Annotated in this window: 23 protein-coding genes; 21 read left to right on the top strand and 2 right to left on the bottom strand. The window is 38.5% G+C overall.

The window, feature by feature from the left end; genetic code table 11:
* Nucleotides 1–43: 43 nt before the first annotated feature.
* The 12 genes from EO119_RS03520 to EO119_RS03465 all read left to right on the top strand — a co-directional run bounded on the left by EO119_RS03520 (nt 44) and on the right by EO119_RS03465 (nt 12197).
* Nucleotides 44–508 carry a hypothetical protein gene (locus EO119_RS03520; protein ID WP_009353098.1) on the top strand — a complete coding sequence of 155 codons (465 nt, stop codon included), beginning with the start codon at nt 44–46 and terminating at the stop codon, nt 506–508.
* Between the two features lie 263 nt (nt 509–771).
* Complete coding sequence (locus tag EO119_RS03515) at nt 772–1131, top strand: helix-turn-helix domain-containing protein (protein ID WP_009353094.1); 360 nt, start codon at nt 772–774, stop codon at nt 1129–1131.
* 275 nt (nt 1132–1406) lie between these two features.
* Complete coding sequence (locus tag EO119_RS03510) at nt 1407–2393, top strand: D-glycerate dehydrogenase (RefSeq protein WP_126940713.1); 987 nt, start codon at nt 1407–1409, stop codon at nt 2391–2393.
* A 138-nt stretch (nt 2394–2531) separates the two neighbouring features.
* Entirely contained in the window at nt 2532–4235 is a 1704-nt protein-coding gene (locus EO119_RS03505) for a glutamine--tRNA ligase/YqeY domain fusion protein (RefSeq protein ID WP_126940712.1), read from the top strand.
* A 9-nt stretch (nt 4236–4244) separates the two neighbouring features.
* Entirely contained in the window at nt 4245–4850 is a 606-nt protein-coding gene (locus tag EO119_RS03500) for a hypothetical protein (protein ID WP_126940711.1), read from the top strand.
* A 258-nt stretch (nt 4851–5108) separates the two neighbouring features.
* Nucleotides 5109–5675 (top strand): DUF3793 family protein, encoded by a 567-nt coding sequence (locus tag EO119_RS03495; protein ID WP_126940710.1) that lies wholly within the window; start codon nt 5109–5111, stop codon nt 5673–5675.
* Nucleotides 5676–5686: 11 nt separating this feature from the next.
* The gene (locus tag EO119_RS03490) at nt 5687–6103 is read left to right on the top strand and encodes a flavodoxin domain-containing protein (protein WP_009353092.1); all 417 of its coding nucleotides are present in this window, start codon (nt 5687–5689) and stop codon (nt 6101–6103) included.
* A 191-nt stretch (nt 6104–6294) separates the two neighbouring features.
* The gene (locus EO119_RS03485; RefSeq protein WP_009353070.1) at nt 6295–7089 is read left to right on the top strand and encodes a DUF3100 domain-containing protein; all 795 of its coding nucleotides are present in this window, start codon (nt 6295–6297) and stop codon (nt 7087–7089) included.
* Between the two features lies 1 nt (nt 7090).
* Nucleotides 7091–7552: a hypothetical protein gene (locus tag EO119_RS03480; RefSeq protein WP_038144458.1), complete on the top strand. Its 462-nt coding sequence runs from the start codon at nt 7091–7093 to the stop codon at nt 7550–7552.
* A 162-nt stretch (nt 7553–7714) separates the two neighbouring features.
* On the top strand, nt 7715–9034 hold the full coding sequence (locus EO119_RS03475) for an amidohydrolase (RefSeq protein WP_126940709.1): 1320 nt from the start codon (nt 7715–7717) through the stop codon (nt 9032–9034).
* An 89-nt stretch (nt 9035–9123) separates the two neighbouring features.
* The gene (locus tag EO119_RS03470; RefSeq protein ID WP_126940708.1) at nt 9124–10641 is read left to right on the top strand and encodes an NAD(P)/FAD-dependent oxidoreductase; all 1518 of its coding nucleotides are present in this window, start codon (nt 9124–9126) and stop codon (nt 10639–10641) included.
* 392 nt (nt 10642–11033) lie between these two features.
* Nucleotides 11034–12197, top strand: a complete 1164-nt coding sequence (locus EO119_RS03465; protein WP_240632816.1) for a cation diffusion facilitator family transporter — start codon at nt 11034–11036, stop codon at nt 12195–12197.
* A gap of 186 nt (nt 12198–12383) precedes the next feature.
* On the opposite strand, the gene sstT is transcribed toward EO119_RS03465, so the two are convergent.
* Entirely contained in the window at nt 12384–13604 is a 1221-nt protein-coding gene (gene sstT / locus EO119_RS03460) for a serine/threonine transporter SstT (protein ID WP_009353062.1), read from the bottom strand.
* Nucleotides 13605–13782: 178 nt separating this feature from the next.
* Here sstT and EO119_RS03455 point away from each other — a divergent pair, with 178 nt between their 5' ends.
* Nucleotides 13783–14502 carry a ubiquinone/menaquinone biosynthesis methyltransferase gene (locus tag EO119_RS03455; RefSeq protein ID WP_240632815.1) on the top strand — a complete coding sequence of 240 codons (720 nt, stop codon included), beginning with the start codon at nt 13783–13785 and terminating at the stop codon, nt 14500–14502.
* Between the two features lie 47 nt (nt 14503–14549).
* On the opposite strand, the gene EO119_RS03450 is transcribed toward EO119_RS03455, so the two are convergent.
* Nucleotides 14550–15182, bottom strand: a complete 633-nt coding sequence (locus EO119_RS03450) for a superoxide dismutase (protein ID WP_126940706.1) — start codon at nt 15180–15182, stop codon at nt 14550–14552.
* 205 nt (nt 15183–15387) lie between these two features.
* Between EO119_RS03450 and EO119_RS03445 the strand changes: the two genes are divergently transcribed.
* The 8 genes from EO119_RS03445 (at nt 15388) to lysS (ending at nt 23418) form a co-directional block, all read left to right on the top strand.
* The gene (locus tag EO119_RS03445; RefSeq protein ID WP_126940705.1) at nt 15388–15978 is read left to right on the top strand and encodes a hypothetical protein; all 591 of its coding nucleotides are present in this window, start codon (nt 15388–15390) and stop codon (nt 15976–15978) included.
* A gap of 124 nt (nt 15979–16102) precedes the next feature.
* Nucleotides 16103–17422, top strand: coding sequence for a nucleobase:cation symporter-2 family protein (locus tag EO119_RS03440; RefSeq protein ID WP_126940704.1), 1320 nt, complete (start codon nt 16103–16105; stop codon nt 17420–17422).
* 156 nt (nt 17423–17578) lie between these two features.
* Entirely contained in the window at nt 17579–18031 is a 453-nt protein-coding gene (locus tag EO119_RS03435) for an MOSC domain-containing protein (protein WP_038144922.1), read from the top strand.
* A complete protein-coding gene (locus EO119_RS03430; protein WP_126940703.1) occupies nt 18024–18986 on the top strand; it encodes a GTP 3',8-cyclase MoaA in 963 nt (320 codons plus the stop codon). Before EO119_RS03435 ends, EO119_RS03430 begins: the two co-directional genes overlap by 8 nt.
* An 8-nt stretch (nt 18987–18994) precedes the next feature.
* Nucleotides 18995–20017, top strand: coding sequence for an aldose epimerase family protein (locus tag EO119_RS03425; RefSeq protein WP_164725670.1), 1023 nt, complete (start codon nt 18995–18997; stop codon nt 20015–20017).
* Between the two features lie 31 nt (nt 20018–20048).
* A complete protein-coding gene (locus EO119_RS03420) occupies nt 20049–21224 on the top strand; it encodes an iron-containing alcohol dehydrogenase (RefSeq protein WP_126940701.1) in 1176 nt (391 codons plus the stop codon).
* Nucleotides 21225–21396: 172 nt separating this feature from the next.
* A complete protein-coding gene (greA, locus tag EO119_RS03415; protein WP_062401428.1) occupies nt 21397–21870 on the top strand; it encodes a transcription elongation factor GreA in 474 nt (157 codons plus the stop codon).
* Nucleotides 21871–21897: 27 nt separating this feature from the next.
* A complete protein-coding gene (gene lysS, locus EO119_RS03410; protein WP_009353797.1) occupies nt 21898–23418 on the top strand; it encodes a lysine--tRNA ligase in 1521 nt (506 codons plus the stop codon).
* The last annotated feature ends 22 nt before the right edge of the window (nt 23419–23440 follow it).

Here is a 23440-nt window from a genome sequence, read left to right as displayed (position 1 = left end):
CATTGTGACAAGCAATGCCCTTTTTTTTAACGAGGTGATACCTATGAATGAAAAGGCGAGATTATTTGAAAAATTTCTCATTGATGAACAATTGACATGCTTTGAAAAGCGTGAAGTTGGCGATGAAGATCATACGGTTGTATTTAGATCCTATGTACAAACAGAATTAGGAGATATTCCAGTATTTTTATTGTTGGATGATACAATTTATGCTACAATTCGATTATTGATGGGGGCAGGTGTTGTTACTAAGGAAAATCGTCAAGATATTCTGACTTTTATCAATCGTGAGAACAGTACATATAAAAGCTTCAAATATTATATTGAAGAAGATGATGATAGTGTATATTTAGATTGTATTAATCAAAGCGCAAATTCTAATTTTGATCCACGATTGTTATATGTATTGATGACACAGATTGTTGAATACATTCCTGGAAAAATTCAAACTATAGGTGAGGTATTCCGAGTTGAACAATTACCGCCACCAGAACATGCACACGAATAATATAAATAATTTATGAGTAAAAACGATTAAAATAGAATGAAATCTATCAATTCTGATTAAAATATAATCAAAAATACGCATGCGCAGTTGGGATAAACAATTCAATTCGTGTAATACAATTCAAAAATGCTAAAAAACATAGAGAGATACACAATTCGTGAGATGTGGGATAGTGGTTTTCTATAGCATATCTATTGTATCTCATGCTATAATAGAGATAGGTTATTTATACTATAGATTCACGTAGTATAAGGGGTGATACAATGGCATTAGGTGAAAATTTAAGACATGCCCGTAAACGGATTGGGCGGAGTCAATTAGATGTGGCTCGGGATATTGGTATTAGTAATGCTGCCCTGTCAAATTACGAAACAGGATATCGAGAGCCTGATTTGGAAACCTTAAAGCGATTGGCTAATTATTATGATGTAACAATTGATGAATTAGCAGGCAATGCAAGCATGGCTAGAGAAATTCTTTACGATTTGAGTAGCATTGTAAAAAATGGGCGCATCGCACATAATGGTGTAGAATATGTATTAAGTGATTCACAACGATTAAAATTGAGACGCCAAATTGCACATGCATTTGAAATGTTCAATGAAGGAAAATCCAATTGGTAGGATAAACATGTTATTCTAGGAACGTTTGTGGAATAGCATATCATCGTATAGAAAGCGTAGAAGCTCTCGGGTACGTTTGAGAGTGCAAGTTACCGTATCTACAAATAAAAAGCACAGTTCTATGAAAATAGGACTGTCTTTTTTATTGTCCAAAGGAGATGTGATATAATTTACAAAAGAGGTATTTATAACGATGACTAGCAATAGTCAAGAGTGGATAATATAACATAATACTTATAGGGTAGATACATAGGATACATGAAAGTGAGGTAAAAATGAATAAACCAATAGTAGTAGTACCGGGTCTAGTGCGTAAAGATGTAGTCGCTTATTTAAGTGAACATGTGACAGTGCGTCAGTGGACAGAAAAAGAAAAAATGCCAAAAGAGCTGCTAAAAGAATGGCTTCGTGATGCAGATGGATTATGGAGTATTAATCATTTTACTGTGGATGAAGAACTAGTTAAAGATGCGCCAAATTTAAAGGTAATTGCACAGGCTTCTGTGGGCTATGATAATATTGATATCGATGCGTTAACAGCACGTCATATACCTTATGGCAATACACCTGATGTATTAACAGAAACCACAGCTGAGTTAGCATTTACATTGATGGCAGCTGCGAGCCGTAGAATTTATGAAAATGCTCAGTTCGTTAAGGAGGGTAAATGGGTTGAACGTCCTTCAAATATTAAAGGTAAAGACTTAAGCCGTATGACATTAGGCATTATAGGTATGGGTAAAATTGGTGTGTCCGTATCTCGTAGAGCTCGTGCTTTTGGGATGACTGTACAGTATCATAACCGTAATCGTCGCAATGACGATAGTTTACTTATGACAACCTATGTATCACTGGGCAAGTTGCTCACTACTAGTGATATTATTTTAGTAATGGCTCCATTGACAGAGGAAACACATCATTTAATTGATGCAGAAGCTTTTGAAATGATGAAGGAGACGGCTTTATTTGTAAATGTGGGACGTGGAAAAATTGTGGATACAGATGCATTAGTGCACGCATTAGAAACGGGTCAAATCGATTACGCGGCTCTAGATGTGGTAGATCCAGAACCAATTGGGGCAGACCATCCATTACTTAAAACTGGTAAATGCCTAGTGGTACCTCATATTGGGTCTTTCACTGATCGCACTCGTAAAGAGATGGCTATGCTGACAGCTAATAATCTGATTGCTGGTGTACATGGTAAACCATTGTTGACCTGTGTCAATGAAAGCGTTAATTACCAATCCATCGAGAAATAAATGGTAGAGAGAGCTGATATGAAAATTGCTGGTTTCATTCATAAGAAAACGGTGAAACATAGCTGTTCCTGTGGTATAATAAAGAGAATGTGCAGAACGTGCACTTGTGTATAATCAATCTAAGAGAGGAAGAATCACATGGAATCGAAAGAGACGATGATGAGTACAGAAGAAACAACGCCTCAAACTGTTAATTTTATTGAAGCGATTATTAATACAGACAATGAAGAAAATACCTATGGAAAACGTGTTCATACGCGATTCCCACCTGAGCCAAATGGGTATTTGCATATTGGACATGCAAAATCTATTTGTCTTAACTTTGGTCTTGGCAAATCGTATCATGGCTTAACAAACTTGCGTTTTGATGATACAAATCCTGTGAAAGAAGATGTGGAATATGTAGAATCCATTGAAGAAGATGTAAAATGGTTAGGCTTTGAATGGTATGGGGATGTACATTATGCATCTGACTATTTTGGTAAATTATATGAATATGCCCAAGTATTGATCAAAAAAGGTAAAGCCTATGTAGATGATCAAACACCAGAAGAAATCCGTGCTACTCGTGGTGATTTTACAACTCCTGGCACGAATAGTCCTTATCGTGACCGTAGCGTGGAAGAAAACTTACGTCTTTTTGAAGAAATGAAAGCGGGCAAATATAAGGATGGAGAAAAAGTATTACGTGCCAAAATTGATATGGCAGACCCTAATATCGTAATGCGAGATCCTGTATTGTATCGTATTTTACATGCTGACCATCATCGTACAGGTTCTGAATGGAATATTTACCCTATGTATGACTATGCCCATCCAGTATCTGATGCGATTGAACGTATTACCCATTCTGTATGTACCTTAGAATTTGAAGTGCATCGACCACTCTATAATTGGGTGTTGGAAGATTGGGAAGATACAGAAAAACCAAAACAGATTGAATTTGCTCGCTTAAATGTGACGAATATGGTCATGAGTAAACGTAAATTGCGTCAATTAGTTGAGTTAAATCTTGTAAGTGGTTGGGATGATCCTCGTATGCCAACGATTTCTGGTTTACGTCGTCGTGGTTATACCCCAGAGTCCATTCGGGATTTCTGTGAACGTATTGGTGTAGCCAAAGCAGATAGCATGGTAGAAGTAGGTCTATTAGAGTTCTGTATCCGTGAAGATTTGAAATTAAAAGCGCCACGGTATATGGCAGTACTAGACCCAGTAAAAGTTGTCATCACAAATTATCCAGAAGGGCAAACGGAGACATTAGTGATCGAGAACAATACAGAAAATGAAGCAATGGGCACACGTGAAGTGACATTTGGTCGAGAAGTGTACATTGAGCGTGGTGATTTTATGGAAGAGCCAGTGAAAAAATTCTTCCGTTTAGCACCTGGCAAAGAAGTACGCTTAAAAGGTGCCTACATCATTGAATGTCAATCTGTATTAAAGGATGACAATGGCAATATCACTGAAATCCATTGTACCTATGATCCAACTACAAAATCTGGAACAGGCTGTCAAAAGAAAGTAAAAGGTATCTTACATTGGGTAGAAGCCTCTACAGCGGTAGATATGGAAGTGCGCTTATACGATTATTTATTATCTGCAGAAGATGACGAATCGGCAGATAAGGATTTCTTACAACAGTTGAATCCAAACTCCTTAGAAGTAAAATCTGCTAAAGGTGAAGCAGCATTCCATAATACACAAGTGGGTGATCATTATCATTTCTTGCGCACCGGTTATTTTGTAACAGATAAGGATAGCACGCCAGACCATATTGTGATGAATCGAACTGTAGGTATGCGTGATACCTGGGCGAAAATGCAAAAGAAACAAGGTTAGGCGGATATAATGAATAGAAAAATAACATATTTTGTATGGCTATGTACGCTTGTGTGTATGCTAGTTGGCAGCAAGATTGGTGTGGAAGCATCCAATACGGTATCAGATAGATGGCCGGCTACTATGCTTGTGCAAGCAGGGAGTAGTGCTAGTATTATTTCTAGTGGTATGCCACAGTCATTGGAAGAGGGACTACGACAAATTGGTATTGATACAAGTGAGTCCTACATGCTGATGGATAAACAAAATAACAATTATTACTATGCCCGTTATGGTGAAGGCACCTTGCTATATGGATTTGGTCCTAAGCAAGGTGGTTGGAATCCTACATCAGCCCCTGTAGGGTTTAAATATACAGTCGCTATGATTCAGGACTATGATTCATATGTAAAAGAACACCCTGAATCATTCCAAGTGATTGTCCCATTTCGAGAAGTAAGAAAACATGTATATGCAGGTGAAATCATTGTAAATACATGGTTTAAGCAAGTGGAATATCCTATGTATCTGCAAATTACATTCTTGTCAGATAGTACAGGAGCCCCACGAGTGAAATATGTCATGACGAATGTGCAAGATGCAGCACTGAGAAAACAATTACAGTATTTATTATAAAGAAAAGTTGCAAACTTTGAAGAATAGTATTGACTATGAGTAGTATGAAATACCTATCTTTCAAAGAGTGCAACTTTTTTGCTTTAAATGAAAAAACTTCTCATGCTTATTGACATATAGTAGGATTATTTGTATTAAAATAATAGAAATAATTTTCATTATTTTGATTCATCTTTCGAGATGATATATATCCGGATTATCTATTTGCTGTGAGAGCAAGTGTTCTCCCCAAAATAAGTAAAAAGGCAGGTACAACAAATGGAATCCATCGAGCAGATTATCGGTTACCATTGTGCGCCCGCGATTCGAGGTATTAAAGTGGCAAATCTTGTTGCTTTACCTCAGCATTTAGGGGCTAAGATGGTAGAAAAAACACATGAGTATAATGATAAATTTAATCAAAAAGGTCTATTCTTTTATGAATTGTGCCATTGTGATAAACGAAAATTATTACTCGTATTTCGTGAACGTATGCTTGAGGACTATTTGCGACAACCTGAGGTGCTAGCATTTTTACAAAATTATGGATATGAATCCTATGAAACTTTGGCAGATTGGTTATTACATTTGCGTGATCGTATTGAAATGAGCGACGTATTTCCTCATGAAATCGGTGTGTTTTTAGGATATCCATTAGAAGATGTAAAAGCGTTTATCCAATTCCGCGGAGCAGGCTATAAAGTCTGTGGCGACTGGAAGGTGTATGGAAATCAAGCGTCAGCTATGCACGCATTTCATTGTTTTCGAATGTGTCGTGACTATTGTCATGCACAGTTGAATAAAGGAAAATCTTTAGAGTCTTTGGTTGCCGTAACGGCATGCTAGGAGGTAACATTATGATCGCTGTAATTTATTGGTCTGGAACAGGTAATACAGCTGCAATGGCAGAAGCTGTAGGTAAAGGCATCGCTGATGCTGGTCAAGAAGTGGTAGTAAAATCCGTTTCTGAAATCACTGCTGATGAAGCTGCTAATTATGAAAAATTAGCATTAGGTTGCGCTGACATGGGTGCTGAAGAATTGGAAGACGGTGAATTTGCACCATTCTATGAAGCATTAGAACCTAAATTGGCAGGTAAAAAAGTAGTATTGTTTGGCTCCTATGGTTGGGGTGGCTCTTGGTTAGATGACTGGGCTGGTCGCGTAGAAGGCGCGAATGGCGTTGTAGTTGACAAATTACCAGTTATGGGAGAACCTGATGATTCTGGTAAAGAACAATGTGAAGCATTAGGAAAAGCATTAGTAAACGCATAAGCCAACTATACGGCATATGATAACTCAATATACTAGCTCTTAATCATAAGAGGTGGATAGTACATCTATTCACCTCTTATTTTATTTTTGCAACCCTATTGCTAATTCGGAATCACTCACACATTGACCGTGCACGTTAAACTTTACTATAATAAAGAAATAGTTATAGTTATTAGTATAGGAGGTATTGTATGCAAGTATTACAAAACTGGAAATTACATGCATTGGCTCTTGTGATTACCATCATTGCAGAAATGATCGGAATCCAACGATTTGGAGCTGTGGTATTCTTACCACTTCTCTACGCGTTGATTATGGGTTTGTTTGTATCCATTCCATCATTCAAAATTTTAACAGTAGAAACCATGGAAAAATCAGCGGATTATCTTGGGATTGCAGTGATGCTCTTAATGGTTAAAGTAGGCTTAGGGATTGGTCCTAATTTAGAAATTCTTTCTACTGCTGGGTTGGCTCTTATGTTACAAGAGTTAGGCCATTTCTTTGGTACTATTTTATTCGGCTTGCCAGTGGCATTATTAGTAGGAATGCGCCGTGAAGCGGTGGGTGCTTGTTACTCTGTAGACCGGGAACCTAATGTAGCGATTATCATTGATAAATTTGGCTTTAGCTCTCCTGAAGGCCGTGGCGTTATGGGCATGTATATTTGTGGCGTATTGATTGGTGCTATGTGGGCGTCTGTACTAGCAGGATTTTTTGCTCAAATGGGTTGGTTCCATCCACTGGCCTTGGCTATGGGTGCGGGTGTAGGTAGTGCTAGTATGATGGCTGCTTCTACTGCCCCTATCATTGCAGTATATCCAGAATATGAAGCTCAAATTGCAGCTTTAGCAGGGGCAGCGAATTTGCTGACTACTGTACTAGGCGTTTACTTTGGTATTTTCGTATCTTTGCCTGTGATGGAAAAAACATATAATTTCTTTACAGGTCGTACACGTGAACAAGATTTGGCAGAGGAGGGACAATAAGATGACTATGAGTGAAAAAATTACACAATTTGTCATTGTTATATGCATTGCAGCTATTATGACTGCTCTGGGTAATATCATTGATGGCAAGCATCTATTGGGCCCAAGCCTTGTAGGGGTCTTTGTGATTGCTGGGTTAGCAATTATTGGTGCGATTATTTCCTATTTGCCATTAGCTAATCGATTCCCTATGGTCTTCTGGGTGTCTTTAGTAGGTGTCATTGCCTCCTTGCCAATCATGCCAGGGCAAGCATGGATTATTGCACAAACAAAAGAAGTAACATTCTTGGCTACAACCACACCAGTATTAGCCTATGCAGGTCTCTCCTTGGGAAAAGACTTAGGAGCATTCCGTCGTCTATCTTGGAGAATTATTCCAGTAGCCTTAGCGGTAACGGCAGGTACCTTTATTTGTGCTGCTGCAGTAGCTCATTTTGTATTACATATGCAAGGTGTGATTTAAACTTGAATATAACCATATAGGTTATAGTTGAACCGAATGAAAGAGAGTTGAGGATTTTCTATCAACTCTCTTTTTGATTTCATGGTACAATAGAGTTCAAGAGTTATACATAGATATCTTTTAGTGAAAGGTATTTTCATACAATGTAAAAGGAGACCGATTATGTTAACGAAAGAAGAAGTAAAACAACGTGTATGTGATGCCATTGTGGCAGGTCAAGGTCGATTGCGTGCATTAGCTAGCGCCATTATGGATGAACCAGAATTGGGCTATAAAGAGCATAAAACATCTCAAAAAGTACAAGATATGTTTACAGAGCTAGGGATTCCTTTTACGACTGGTCATGCTATTACAGGTGTGAAAGGTCGTTTGCATGGTGGTAAATCTAAAAAAACTGTCGCCATGATCGGTGAATTGGATGCCATCGTATGTCACCGTCATCCAAAGGCAGATCCTATGACAGGGGCAGCCCATTGTTGTGGACATAATGTGCAAATTGCCAATTTATTTGCAGTAGCCATGGGCTTACAAGCGGAAGGCGTTATGGAAGCTCTTGGTGGGGATGTAGTTTTATTTGCTGTGCCAGCAGAAGAGATGATTGAAGTGGATTATCGCAATACATTGCGTGAAAAAGGAACGATTAAATACTTAGGTGGTAAACAACAGCTGATTTATGAAGGAGCTTTTGATGATATCCATATGGCTATGCAAATGCATGTGGAAACAGCGGACACACCTACGGGAGAAATGAACTTAGGTAGTACCTCCAATGGATTTGTGGCAAAACTGATTGAATACCATGGTAAAATTGCCCATGCAGCGGCATCTCCTCATGAAGGGATTAACGCATTAAATGCAGCTTTGATGGGGGTGATGGGAGTACATGCTATTCGTGAGACTTTCAAAGAGAGCGATTATTTCCGTTTCCATCCTATCATTAATCAAGGGGGAACCTTGGTCAACTGTGTACCAGATTATGTGCAAGTTGAAAGCTATGTGCGTGCTTCTAATGTACAAGCTATTGTGGATGGGAATCAACGTGTCAATCGTGCCTTGAAAGCTGGCGGAGATGCAGTGGGGGCTACTTGTGTGATTCATGATCTACCGGGCTATTTACCGATGCGTGATAATCCAGATATGAACAGTTTATTGCGGTCTAACTCAGAACCGCTATTTGGTACAGACAATGTACGTCAACGGGTGCATATGACAGCAAGTACTGACATGGGCGATGTATCCCATTTAATGCCTGTTATCCACCCTTGGGTGGGATGTATTGAAGGGGTGCTCCATAGTGCGGAATATAATATTACCGTACCAGATGTAGCCTATATTAAAACGGCTCAAGCCTTAGCCATGACTATTGTTGATTTATTATATGATGAGGCACAGGTTGCGGAAGAAATTTTAGAAAACTTTGAAGCTCCTTTAACAAAAGAAACGTATATTGGATTGTTAGATTCTATTGCCAGTGGAAAATAGTAAAAATTCTCATATCTAAAATAGTCGATGTATGATATACTATATACAAAGAATAAAGATTATCCATTGGTTTAGAAAGGATGACGTAAATGAAACAATATGATGTAATCGTAATTGGTACTGGTGGTGCTAGCTTAGTAGCTGATGCGGCATTAAAAGCAGGTAAACGTGTAGCTGTTATTGAAAAAACAGGATTTGGTGGTACTTGTTTAACACGTGGCTGTATTCCAACAAAAGTAATGGTTACGGCAGCAGATGTGGTACATGAAAGCCATGGTTGGAAAAAAATTGGTGTAGAAACTGCCACACCGACTCTTAACTGGGATGTAGTGAGTGAACGGGTTTGGAAAGCTATCAATAAAAGCAAAGGGGTTAAAGAGTTCTATGAAAGCTTTGATAATGCTGATGTATACCATGGAGCAGCTACATTTGTAAGTGATAAAGTATTATATGTAACATTGCAAGATGGTACAAAAACAGAAGAAATTACAGCACCTACTATTATCATTGGCACAGGCGGTCATTCTAAAGTGAACCATGTAGATGGCTTAGAAGAAGCAGGATACATTACCAGTGAGAAATTCTTTGGCAATGAATATCCAAAAGTACCATATAAACGACTAGCTGTATTTGGTGGTGGTCCTATTGGTACAGAATTTGCAGGCGTTTTTGCCGCAGCAGGTACGGAAGTGACGTTAATCCAGCGCAATGTGCGTTTGTTACCAAAAGAAGATGAAGCTATTTCTGCTCATATTTTAGAAGAAATGAAAGCCATTGGAGTGAACGTATTAACAGATACTGTATGTGATAATGTACGTGTGGATAATGGTGATAAAGTAATCACTGTGAAAAACCGTACTACAGGTGAAGTATCTGAAATCCGTGTAGATGAAATTTTGGTGGCTACTGGGATTGCTCCGTCTGTAGAAGATTTGCACCTAGAAAATACTCATATTGAGCAATTACCAGGTGGCTGGATTAAAACTAATGAATTTTTAGAAACATCTGTAGAAGGTGTCTATGCATTAGGTGATGTGAATGGTAATGCAGCCTTCCGTCATCGTGCCAACTATGAAGGGGATATTATCTCTCATAATTTATATCGTGCTACATCTCCAACAGACTATCGTTGGGCACGCTATGATTTGATTCCTATGGTGACGTTCACGTATCCAGAAGTAGGTCGTGTTGGTATGACTGAAGCAGAAGCCAAAGAGGCTGGTTATGATGTAGGGATTGGTATCAACCATTATTCTAACTCTGCTAAAGGTATGGCTCTTGGTATTGACAAAGGTGATGTACATGATGGATTTATCAAGGTAGTGGTAGATAAAGCTACGAATCGTCTATTAGGGGCTCATATCGTGGGACCACAAGCATCGATCTTGTTCCAACCATATGTACATTTAATGAATAGTGGTGAAGTGAAATTAGTTCCTGTTCATGAAGAAATCGGTTCTAATACAACGAAAGAACTACGTGCACAAGGTTTGACACGGTACTTGGATCCACAATCTGTTATCTCCATTGGCGAGGCTATGGCTCCACATCCAACATTGTCAGAAGTGTCTATGTGGACGCAAGTATTCTACGAACATAAATGGTAATCTATTAATAAGATATTTACTAAAAACTGTAGTGATGGGAATACTATCACTGCAGTTTTTTTGCTCTACTGCATAGTTATAATTGATATTGCTTACAGTACCTATAATCAGAATATGTTTATTCTGTATAGGCAGATATGAGTATGATGTGCTAGTAATGCTAGAGGTGTAATATAGTATAAAAAATATAGCCTACCTTATTGTATGAGTATATGACATAGGTTATAACTATTTTGAAATCAAAGATTCTCAATTAAAATTATAGTTGATAATAGTTAAATAATGGTATATAATGAGAAAGTAAATGAGAATAAAAAGCTACCTCTGTGATATAGCAGATTAGAATGGGGTAGAATTGTGAGTATATGTTAAATAGATAAAAGAGGTGTAGTATGACAGAAGTATTAATCCGTTTATTTGTAAAAAATAAAGATGAAGTCAAAGATACTAATGTACGCCAACAATATGGGATTATGGCGAGTATCACCGGTATTGTGGTAAATGTGTTAGTTTGTTTAGGGGAGTTAATCATTGGTTTTCTTATCGGCTCCATTGCCATGATTAGTGATGCTATCCATAATGTGGCTGATGCAGGGGGATCTTTAGTATCCTTTTTGAGTTTTAAATTATCTGGCCGTAAAGCAGATGCAGAGCATCCATACGGACATGGTCGAATGGAATATCTATTATCCATTGGTTTTTCTATTTTACTGTTTGTTGTAGCGGCTCAATTAGGTATTGAAGCGGTAGAGCACATTATGAATCCCGAGGTAGTAGAGTTTTCCATGTCTGCTTTGGCTGTAATGTTGGGTGCTATGGCTTTAAAGATTTGGTTATCCTTCTTTTTGCGTTCCATTGGTAATCGTATTGATTCTCCTATCTTGCGTGCCAATGGGAAAGAAGCTTTATCCGATGTATGGGCGACGGCAGCGATTGCTATTGGATTATTGTTGGGCGGTATATTCCAATTGAGCGTTGATGGGTATTTAGGCTTAATTGTGGCACTCATCATTGCCAAAGCTGGTTTTGAAGTGCTGAAAGAAGCGACAGATCGTTTATTAGGATTTGAACCTACTGCAGACCGTGTACAAGAGATTATTAATTTTGTAGAATCTAAGGCTGGTATTTTAGGAACTCATGATTTAATGATTCATGATTATGGTCCAGGCCACGAGTATGCTTCTATCCACGTAGAAGTAGATGCGAAACAAGATGCGATGACCATCCATAATATGATTGATCGTGTAGAACGACAAGCTTTGAAAGAATTACAGTTAAAATTGACCATTCATATGGATCCAATCGTTGTTAATGAGCAAACCCTAGCTTTGCAACAACGTTTAGTGGCAGTGATTCAAGCCTATGATGACAGTTTTTCTTTATACGATATTCGAATTGATATGGAACATAGAAAGATTAGTTTTGACGTACAAGTACCGCATGATGTGAAATATACGAAAGAGGAACTTTCACAAAAATTAAGCCAATTAGTAGAAGCGGTACTGCCAACATTCGTAGTGAAACCGAATGTAGTACACGGATACACTGGGGTATAAGAGGAAGTATATTATTCAGTTTGCTTTACAATATAAGTAATGACACAAATAAGAAAGGACTGGTACAGATCGTACCAGTCCTTTTTAGGGCTTACTTTCATAAGCCATATGTAATTATAAATTCTATTGGGCATCCCATACCAAAGAACAAATAGACCTTTCAAACAGTATGTGTGAAGTATACGTTTATACTTTGTCCGTTGGGTAGCCGTGACGCGCATAATCTACAGCTGCTGTAAATAAGATATCTGTAGAAGAGTTTAATGCTGTTTCGGTGGAGTCTTGGATAACGCCGATGATGAAACCAACACCTACCACTTGCATAGCTACATCATTGGAAATACCGAATAGGGAACAAGCTAATGGAATCAATAAGAGTGAACCACCAGCTACACCGGAGGCACCGCAAGCGGAGATGGTAGCGATAATGCTAAGTAAGATTGCTGTCGCTAGATCTACTTGAATACCCAATGTAGATACAGCTGCCAATGCCATAACAGTGATGGTAATAGCTGCACCGCCCATGTTGATAGTAGCGCCTAATGGAATGGAAATGGAATAGGTATCAGGTGTAATGCCTAAACGTTTTGCTAAATCCATGTTAACTGGAATGTTCGCAGCGGAACTACGAGTGAAGAAGGCTGTAACACCAGATTCACGAAGACAGCGGAATACCAATGGATATGGATTACGTTTCATAACGATAGCTACGATCAATGGATTGATGATGAGCGCTACCGCAAACATACATCCTAATAGGACTAATAACAATTTACCGTAAGTCAGTAAAGCGCCTAACCCATTTTCACCGATAGATTGAGCTACTAAGCCCATGATACCAAGAGGAGCAAATTTAATAATCCATTGTACAGCCAATGTAATCGCATCAGAGATGGAAGCCATCACATCTTTTGTTTCATTTGCTGCATGACGAAGAGCGAAACCAAATAGTAAAGCCCAACCAAGAATGCCGATATAGTTACCACTTAAAATGGCTTTCACAGGATTTTCTACAATATTAGTTAATAAAGTAGAAAGTACTGCAGTAATACCACTAGGAGGTGCTGTATCAGCTGGAGACGCTGTTAATAGCAAAGTCGTAGGGAATAAGAAACTACCTGCTACGGCGATAGCTGCAGATGCAAATGTGCCGATTAAGTACAATACGATGATGGAACGCATACCAGTTTTTTGACCGGAACGATGACGGCTGACTGCTGCGATGACTAAGAAAAATACTAATACAGGTGCTACACCTTTTAATGCACCTACGAAGATGGTACCTAATAAAGATAACTTCACAGCATTTTCTGGAGACCATACGGCAATACCAGTGCCGATTAAGAGACCTATGCAGATTTGCTGGATGAGGCTAAATCTATTGATGAATTGAAATAATGCCCTCATAGAAAACTCCTTATACTTATAAATACTTAAAATCGAGTACAAATATCTACTCATAAAAGACATAAAGACATTATAAACGGAATATATACTTTTGGCAAGAGAAAAAAATCACAAATTATGGAATATCCTCATCCATTCGTGTATAATGAATAACAGTATAAATAACTGGAGGTATATTGTGGAATTTAAAACACATGAAGATAAAAAAGCTTACGTGCAAGATGTATTCTCTCATATTGCGAAGCATTATGATGTGATGAATACATTATTGAGTTTTAACCAAGATGCACGGTGGCGTAGATTTGCTATAGAACAATTAGAATTAACGGAAGGTATGCTACTAGCGGATATTGCTTGTGGTACTTGTATGTTAACAAAAACAGCATTACAAGAAATTCCGTCTTTACATGTGGAAGGACTTGATTTTAGTCCTGAAATGTTAGCGGTGGGACAAAATCGATTAGAGAAAGAAGGGTATACAGATCGAGTGACCTTGACCCAAGGGGATGCTATGGATTTACCTTATGATAGCAATACCTTTGATGGTGCTGTATCTGGTTTTGCTTTGCGCAATGTGCCAAGCATTGAACAAACGATTCGTGAAATGAAACGTGTTGTTAAACCAGGTGGCAAAGTAGTTACTTTGGAATTGGCAAAGCCTACTATGTTTGGGTTTAAACAAGCCTATTATATATACTTTGAAAAGATTCTGCCTGTGTTGGGGAAATTGAGCCGAGATCAATCATCTTATGCATGGCTGCCAGAATCATTGCGCCGTTATGTGGGGCAAGAAGGTGTTCTTCAAATTTTTAAAGATGTGGGGCTACAAGATGCTAAGTATTTTGAACTTACAGGTGGCATTGTAGCAGTCCATGTGGGCACCGTACCAGAAGAATAGAAAAAAGCTGTCATACACAACGAGGTGATGACAGCTTTTTATTTGTTTTATTCGTGGCCAAAACGATTTGGACTTTTTAATGTTTCTTCATAGATGTGGTTCACAATCTTCCAATTCACAATGGTGAAGAAGGCATCAATATAGGTTTGACGGTTAGATGAGGGATACATGTAATCCCACATATTGATGCCTAAAATGGCAGTTTGCATATCCATAATTGGATTGTTTTGTTCTTTTGTGGACGTAATAGAAAGGGTATTGTCTGGGTTGATGACAAGCCAAGTCCAACCATTACCAATATGGGCGTGAGCCTCCTTCGTAAACTGCTGTTGGAATGTTTCGAAGGACCCAAAAGAGCGGTTGATAGCATCTTTGATTGGTCCGTTGATGGTACTTGTATTAGGGCTTGTCAACGTGTGCAAAAATAAGGTTAGATTCTTATAGGCTCCACCATAACGCTGAATATCTTGTCGAATTTCTTGTGGTACATGGCTTAGGCCTCCTAACAGACAGTCAATATGACCAAAGCGAAGGTCAGGACACTCTTCAACTAGTTCATTAAGTGAAGATATGGCATGGCTGTACACCTGGGTATACAAAAATGTGAGTGTTTCTCTGCTGATAATCGGTTCTAAGGCATGGTCAGGGTAAGGCAGTGCTTCTAATTCAAAATACTTCATGGTCACCTCCACAGTAAAACGATAATGATAGATATTATCATAGTTACTCTTATGGTACTTGATGGATTGATAAAAGTCAAGACATATACTTTGATGGATAGAATATAATATAATAGACTAAATGAATATACAATTGCTCATTGAATAAAAGAGGTACAATCTGTATAATAGGGATATAGAATGAAATACTGAAAGGAGCTTTTATATGAAAAAACAAAGTAAACGTTGGATAGCAGGAGCTGCCATATTAGGTGTTATTGCATTGGGGCAAACTGCGTATGCAGCACAAGACCCATTGATGTTGCCAGTACAAGAAGGGGTAGCTGTGATAGCTGATATGCAATCTGGTGTTTCTGTACAAAGTCCAAATTGGGAAGTAAAACAAGTAGTCAATACATTTGCAAACTATGGACAAGCACATAGTAAACAATTATTTGAATTACAAACAAACCAAGTTGTTTCTGCTGGCCAGTTGGATGTAAAGAATGCTCTGTATTATATGAATGTACGTAAAAACTTTTATATCGATAGCCATCGCTGGAAACAAGATAGCTATGGCACAACAGTATTGAATAGCCTATATATGGATTATCAAAACTATTTAAATGGACATCGCTTTGTAGCTGGTGATCAAGTGGAAACTTATAAAGCTGAGTTTTTAGGCATATTAGCACGTCATGCTGAAAAAGTACAAAATGATGAATTGCGTACATATATGAATGAGATGGTTATTTTCGGCTTAGAACAAGCTATGAAAGATCATAATCCAACTGTAAAAGGATATAAAGCTAAATAAGATATAGCCTACTCTTGATGAGTAGGCTATCTTTTTGACAAATTATATAAGTTATGATTTAATATAAAAGTATTATAATTAGCATAACTTCTTAATAAAATGTATTGAAGAATGGAGAAATGGCATGAGTGAAAGTGCTAAACAGGTGCATCCTGTTGATGAAATCTTACCCCTACCTAAGTTGTTTTCCTATGGTTTACAACATGTATTGGCTATGTATGCAGGGGCTGTAGCCGTTCCTATCATTCTGGCGAATGCCTTAGGTTTATCTACTCCAGATTTGATTCGCCTCATAAATGCTGACCTATTTGCTTGTGGTATTGCTACGTTGATTCAAACCATAGGGATAGGACCAGTGGGTGCGCGAATTCCGATGATTCAAGGAGTTACTTTTGCCTCTGTAGCACCTATGATTATTATAGGAACAGAACATGGTTTACCAGCTGTGTATGGAGCTATTATAGTGGCGGGGATATTTACCTTTTTCATCGCCCCTTATTTTAGTCGTCTCATTCGATTGTTTCCACCAGTGGTAACGGGGACTATCGTTACGATTATCGGCATTAGTTTGATGCCTGTCGCGATTATGTGGATTGCCGGCGTATCTCCAGAAGATCCTAATTACGCAAGTTCCACAAATTTATGGTTGGCAGGATTAACATTGCTCATTGTAGTCTTAGTAAATCGTTTTACTACAGGATTTTTAAGTAATTTGTCAGTTCTTATTGGCTTATTAGGTGGTACTATGATTGCGTATGCCTTAGGGGAAGTGAATTTTATTGAGGTGACTCAGTCGGATTGGTTAGGCTTAGTGACACCGCTTGCATTCGGTATGCCTACCTTCGATATAAGCTCCATTATCGCTATGCTTGTAGTTATGTCTGTATGTATGGTAGAGACTACAGGAGATGCCATTGCCATAGGTGAAATTGTAGATAAAAAAGTGGATAAGAAAACATTAAGTTCTTGTTTACAAGCGGATGGATTATCTACATGCATAGGTGGTTTTTTAAATAGTTTTCCTTATACAGCTTTTGCTCAAAATATTGGATTAATTGCAGTGACTAATGTGAAAAGCCGTTTCGTAGTAGCTACATCTGGTATGATTTTGATGGTCTTAGGACTGTTTCCTAAATTAGCAGCCGTAGTGGCATCCATTCCTAGCCCAGTGCTTGGAGGTGCAGGGATTGCCATGTTTGGCATGATTATTGCTAGCGGCATTCGCTCTTTGGGAAAGGTAGATTACGAAAATAATCATAATTTGATGATTGTAGCATTGAGTATTGGTGTGGCTATGATTCCTATTGGAGCTCCACAGTTTTATCATAACTTTCCACCAGCTGCGAAGATTATTTTTGAAAGTGGTATTACCTTTGGTAGTATTTTGGCGGTCGTATTAAATATGGTTTTTAATGGTTTAGGTCAGAGGGATATAAAAAGATAATTAGTTTAAAGAATATAAAATAAAGAGTACGTCTTTAGAAATGCAAACATATGGATTGCTTTCTGGAAGGGCGTGCTTTTTGTTATAGATTTACTATACAAACGTGATATAATAGAAACTATATAGGTAATTTTAAATATAATAATCTAAGGAGATATAATGGACGCAAAAATTATTGCTATTTCAATTAGCAGAGCAAAAGGACAAAAGAAAACAAACATCCCTGAAGCGGAGTTAGTAGTAAATCATGGTATTGAAGGAGATGCTCATGCAGGCCCATGGCATCGTCAATTGAGCTTGCTTGGTATTGAAAGTATCGAATTAATGCGTAAAAGCGGTGCTGATGTGAACCCTGGTGATTTTGCAGAAAATATTACTGTAGAAGGCTTGACTTTATTTCAATTGCCAGTGGGTACTAAATTAGCCTTAGGTAAGACTATCGTAGAGGTTACACAAATCGGCAAAGAGTGTCATCAAGGTTGTGAAATTATGCAACAAGTAGGAAGTTGCATTATGCCTACGCAAGGGATATTTGGCCGTGTGCTAGAAGGCGGAAAGATTCAAGTAGGTGATGCAGTACGTATTGTTGAGGAGCCAGTCAATGCGTGATAGCCAAGGGCGTGTCATTGAGTATGCACGTATCTCCTTAACGGAAGCGTGTAATTTTTGTTGTGCCTATTGTCGGCCTCAGGAGATTACAGAAGCTATGGCGCCTGTGTTGCCGCCAAGCTTTTGGTTGCCTTTGTTAGAGGCATTGCACTTAGGAGGCATCAAAGCTTTGCGCTTAACTGGGGGAGAACCATTATTGTATCCACATTTATATGAGTTGTTAGAGCGTATACAAGAGAGCCAATGGTTTTCCGATATTTCTATGACTACCAATGGTAGTCTATTAGAAACTCAGGCGAAACGTTTATTTACAGCAGGGGTACAGCGATTAAATATTAGTTTAGACTCTGTGGAAGAAGAGGGTTTTGCCAAAGCTGTAGGTCGCAATGGACAATTAGCTGGTGTGCTTCGTGGTATAGAAGCTGCAAAAACTGCAGGCTTTCAAAACATAAAGATTAATACTGTAGTGCAAGCGCCATTTTCTGACAAAGAAGTGGAAACCTTGTTGCATTATGGAAAAGAGTGGGATGTGGTCTGGCGATTTATTGAATATATGCCATTCCAAGGGAAACAAAGTCATGTGCCAACCTTTGGAGAGTGGAAGGAGCAGATTGAACGCATTGTGGGATCTGAGTTAACTCCAGTCACAGACCGATTGGGATTTGGACCAGCTCAATACTTCCAATTGCCAGATGGACAACGAATTGGCTTTATTTTTCCTTTGTCCAATCAATATTGTTCTTCTTGCAATCGCATTCGTTTCACTGCAGATGGATCGCTACGCTTATGTTTGTTGCGTGATGAAGATTTAGACTTGCGTGGACTTATACAAAATGGCGGTACACCACAAACTATATTGCATTGCATTGAAGAGGCATTACAAGGTCGATACGCGAGTCATGATGGAAATTCCATTGAAAAAGTGGAACGTCCTATGTGGCGTATCGGAGGTTAGGAGTTATGATGAAAGTAGAATCTTTTGGACACTTACAAACAGGCCAAGAGGCTCATGTATATACAATAGAAAATGAAGTACTACGAGTACAAATCAGTAATTATGGTGCCACCATTGTCGCTGTTTATGATAAAGTGTTGCAGCGCCATTTAGCATTGGGTTATGATTCTGCACAAGACTATGAAACAAAGCATGGACAACTGGGTGCTACCGTAGGCCGTGTGGCGAATCGTATTGCCAATGCAGCCTATACGTGGAATGGTACAGTTCATCAACTAACAGCTAACAATGGACCCAACTTATTGCATAGTGGGAAAGGAAATATTGGGCATCGTCTATGGGATGCAGTGGAGGAAAATTGTTCTGATACAGTGGTATATCTCTCTCATTCTATTACTTCTGAAGAAGATGGATTTCCAGGTGATTTCTATGTAGAAGCGGTATTCAGATTGGTAGAGCAGACGTTAGTAGTCACGTATGTGTACACAACCTCTGAAGATTCCTTTGTGAACTTAACGAATCATGTATACTTTAATCTGCATGGAGAAGGTGACTTATCGAACCATGTATTAGAATTAGGAGCCCATCAGTATATGCCATTTGGAGACCATCAAATCCCGCAATTGGAACCAGCATCAGTGGATGGAACACCATTTGATTTTAGAAATGGTATGGATCTACAAAAGGCATTGGACTATTATGCTGATGATCTAAGTCAATATAAGGGATATGACCATGATTTTGTAACGGCTCCAGTAGAGGGAAGTAAAACAGTAGATTCTGTTGTGCCTTTTGCGGTGTTACAAGGTAAGGATGTGACAGCGGTATTCCATACAGATGCGCCACACTTTCAGGTATATACAGGAAATTGGTTGGATGAAGATGGCCGAGAACGTCATTATGGCAGTCATGCAGGCATTGCCATTGAGCCACAATTTGTGCCGAATGATATCAATATGAATGGTGAAAGCAAGACTAAAGCAGATACAGTCTATGAAAGAACAATTGCCTATTCATTCTATCATCGATAGGCGTATTTAATAGTAAGGAGACAAGGGTCGAATGAAATCATTTATTTACCATAACCCAACCAAAATAGTGTTTGGCAAAGACTGTGTGAAGGAATCACTAGCAGCTGAATTAAGTCACTACGGAACACGAGTGCTACTTACTTATGGTGGAGGTAGTATTAAAAAGAATGGTATTTATCATACGGTAAAAGAAGCCTTACAACAAGCTGGTAAGGAAGTGTTTGAGTTAAGTGGGATTATGTCAAATCCACGAACTACGAAAGTGCGTGAAGGGATTGCTTTATGCAAAGAACATAATATTGATTTTATTCTAGCCGTCGGTGGTGGTTCTGTTATTGATTGCACTAAATTCATTGCAGGTGGTGCTACCTTACCAGATACGGTTGACTTTTGGCAAACTTTCTTTTTAGACCATCAGCCTGTGATGGAGGCATTGCCATTTGGTGTAGTATTAACTATGGCAGCTACTGGCAGTGAAATGAATAATGGCGGTGTTATTACAGATTGGGAAACACAGAAAAAATTAAGCGGTTATGGACCGGCTTTGTTTCCACAATTTTCTATGTTAGACCCTACCTATACCTACACGTTACCGCGAGAGCAAGTTGCCTATGGCATCGTAGATATGTTGTCCCATTTATTGGAACAATATGTATCTACACCTGATGATGATAATGTGACAGATTCTGCCATCGAGGGAATTTTTAAAAATATCGTGCGCAATGGCAGGAAATCCATGGAATACTTAGAAGATTATGAAGCTCGTTCTAACATTATGTGGGGTGCTACCTTAGCCTTGAATCGTTCCTTAGGATTAGGCAAAGATCAAGACTGGATGACGCATGCCTTAGAGCACGCCCTGTCAGCTTTTTATGATATTCCTCATGGCGCAGGTCTGGCGATTATGCATCCAGCGTATTTGCGTTGGATTTTGCCCAATGCTACAGCGCGGTTGATGCGTTTTGCTAAGGAAGTGTGGGGCATTGAACAAGGCACTATGAGTGATACAGACTATGCATTAGCTGGTATCGAAGCCTTAGAAACATATTTCAAAGAAATAGGTGCGCCATCTACTTTGGAAGAAGTAGGGATTCCAAAAGAATCCTTATCGGATATTGCTAATAGTTGTGTTCGTTATCCTACAGCATATAGTAATCTTACACCTAAGGATGCGTTAGCTATCTATGAAAGTGTCTATAAAAAATAGGGTAAACTCCATGTGTGTCGTACAAGTATAGGCTTTCACATTGACATTTACAAGAGAAGTCAGTATAATTATAGCTATTGTTAATAAGAAATTTAAGTAACTTTTTCATAAGGGAGGCAGTGTCATGTGGCACTGTTTTCTGTATATGAGGAATAGAAATGGAGAGACATACATGGCAGAGGTAAAAGAAACCTTACTTACAGCCGAAGGGTTGAAGAAGCTGGAAGAAGAATTAAATTATTATAAATCTGTACGTCGAATCGAAGTGGCAGAGCGTATTAAAATTGCTATTTCCTACGGTGATATTTCAGAGAACTCTGAATATGATGATGCGAAAAACGAACAAGCTTTCATCGAAGGTCACATTATTGAATTGGAAAATAAAATTAATACAGCTAAAATCATTGATGAAAATGTAAAAGGCGATACAGTGACAGTAGGTAGTAAAGTAACTTTGTTAGACGAAGAGTTTAATGAAGAATTAGACTACACTATTGTAGGTTCTTCTGAAGCAGATCCTTTCAACAATCGTATTTCTAATGAATCCCCTGTAGGCGTGGCGATTTTAGGAAAAGCGAAAGGTGACAAAGTAGAAGTGAATACACCAGATGGTATGGTGAGTTTCAAAATATTAAGCATTCAATAAGGGTAAAGAAGTATAAGGAGGCCCCTCATGAGCGAAGAAAAACATGTGCCAGAACAATTGGATTTAAACGATCAAATGTTGGTACGCCGCGAAAAGTTGGCGCAATATGAAGAGGATAATATCTATCCATTTGGACAACGATTTGTTGTTCAACATAAGGCACTCCAAATTAAGGATGAATTCCGTGATTTTGATGGTCAACCAGTAGTGATTGCTGGTCGATTGATGACAATTCGTTCTCATGGTAAAACAGCCTTCGCTAATTTGCGCGATTTATCTGGCGATATTCAAGTATACTTCCGTAAAGATGTTATGGGAGAAGAGGATTACAAATATGTAAAAATGCTTGATATGGGAGATATTGTAGGTATCGAGGGCCATGTGTTTAAAACACAAAAAGGCGAAATTACAGTGAAAGTCAACAAATTGACTTTATTGTCTAAATCCCTTCGTCCATTACCAGAAAAATGGCATGGGTTGAAAGATACAGAACTTCGCTATCGCCAACGCTATGTGGATTTAATTGTAAATCCAAGCGTTCGTGATACATTTGTAAAACGTACGAAAATCGTAGCGAAAATTAGAGAGTATTTAAACAGCAAGCAATTCATGGAAGTAGAAACTCCTATGATGCATGCTATTCCGGGCGGTGCGGCAGCACGCCCATTCATTACGCATCATAATGCCTTAGACATTGATATCTATATGCGTATTTCCCCTGAATTATACTTAAAACGTTTGATCGTTGGCGGTTTAGAGCGCGTATATGAAATTAACCGTTCTTTCCGTAATGAAGGCGTATCTATTCGTCATAATCCAGAATTTACTATGATGGAATCCTACCAGGCCTATGGTAACTTTGAAGATGCTATTGCATTGACAGAAGGGGTTGTTTCCTACTGTGCACAAGAAGTACTTGGTACAACAAAAATTAACTACCAAGGCATGGATATTGATTTGACTCCACCATGGAATCGCATCACTATGCAAGAAGGTATTAAACAATACACTGGGGAAGACTTTGATGCTATTGAAACCTTGAGTGAAGCACGTGCAATTGCAGATCGCTTAAATGTAGAATATGGTGAAGCCGATGGTATTGGTAAAATCATGAATTTGTGTTTTGAAGAATATGTAGAAGAAAACTTGATGCAACCAACTGTAGTATATGGACATCCAGTTGAAATTTCCCCACTAGCAAAACAAAATCGTGAGAAACCATTGACTACAGAACGTTTTGAAATCTTTATTTATGGTCGTGAATTGGCAAATGGCTATTCCGAGTTAAATGACCCAATCGATCAAAAACAACGTTTTGAAAATCAATTAAAAGAACGTGAAGCGGGTGATGATGAAGCCCATCGTATGGATGAAGACTTTGTCACAGCTTTGGAATACGGTTTGCCGCCAACTGCAGGTTTGGGTATCGGTATCGACCGTCTAGTCATGTTCTTAACGGACTCTGCATCCATTCGTGATGTATTGTTATTCCCTCTCATGAAACCAGAAGCGGTGAAAGTAGAAGAGGAAGAAACAGCAGAAGAATAATATATGTATACGCACAGGATGT

The organism is Veillonella sp. CNR 79/14 (genome assembly GCF_003992185.1).
In the GTDB taxonomy this organism is placed as follows: domain Bacteria; phylum Bacillota; class Negativicutes; order Veillonellales; family Veillonellaceae; genus F0422.
Note: the sequence above shows the minus strand (reverse complement) of the source record. Positions and strands in the feature narration are given on the sequence as shown.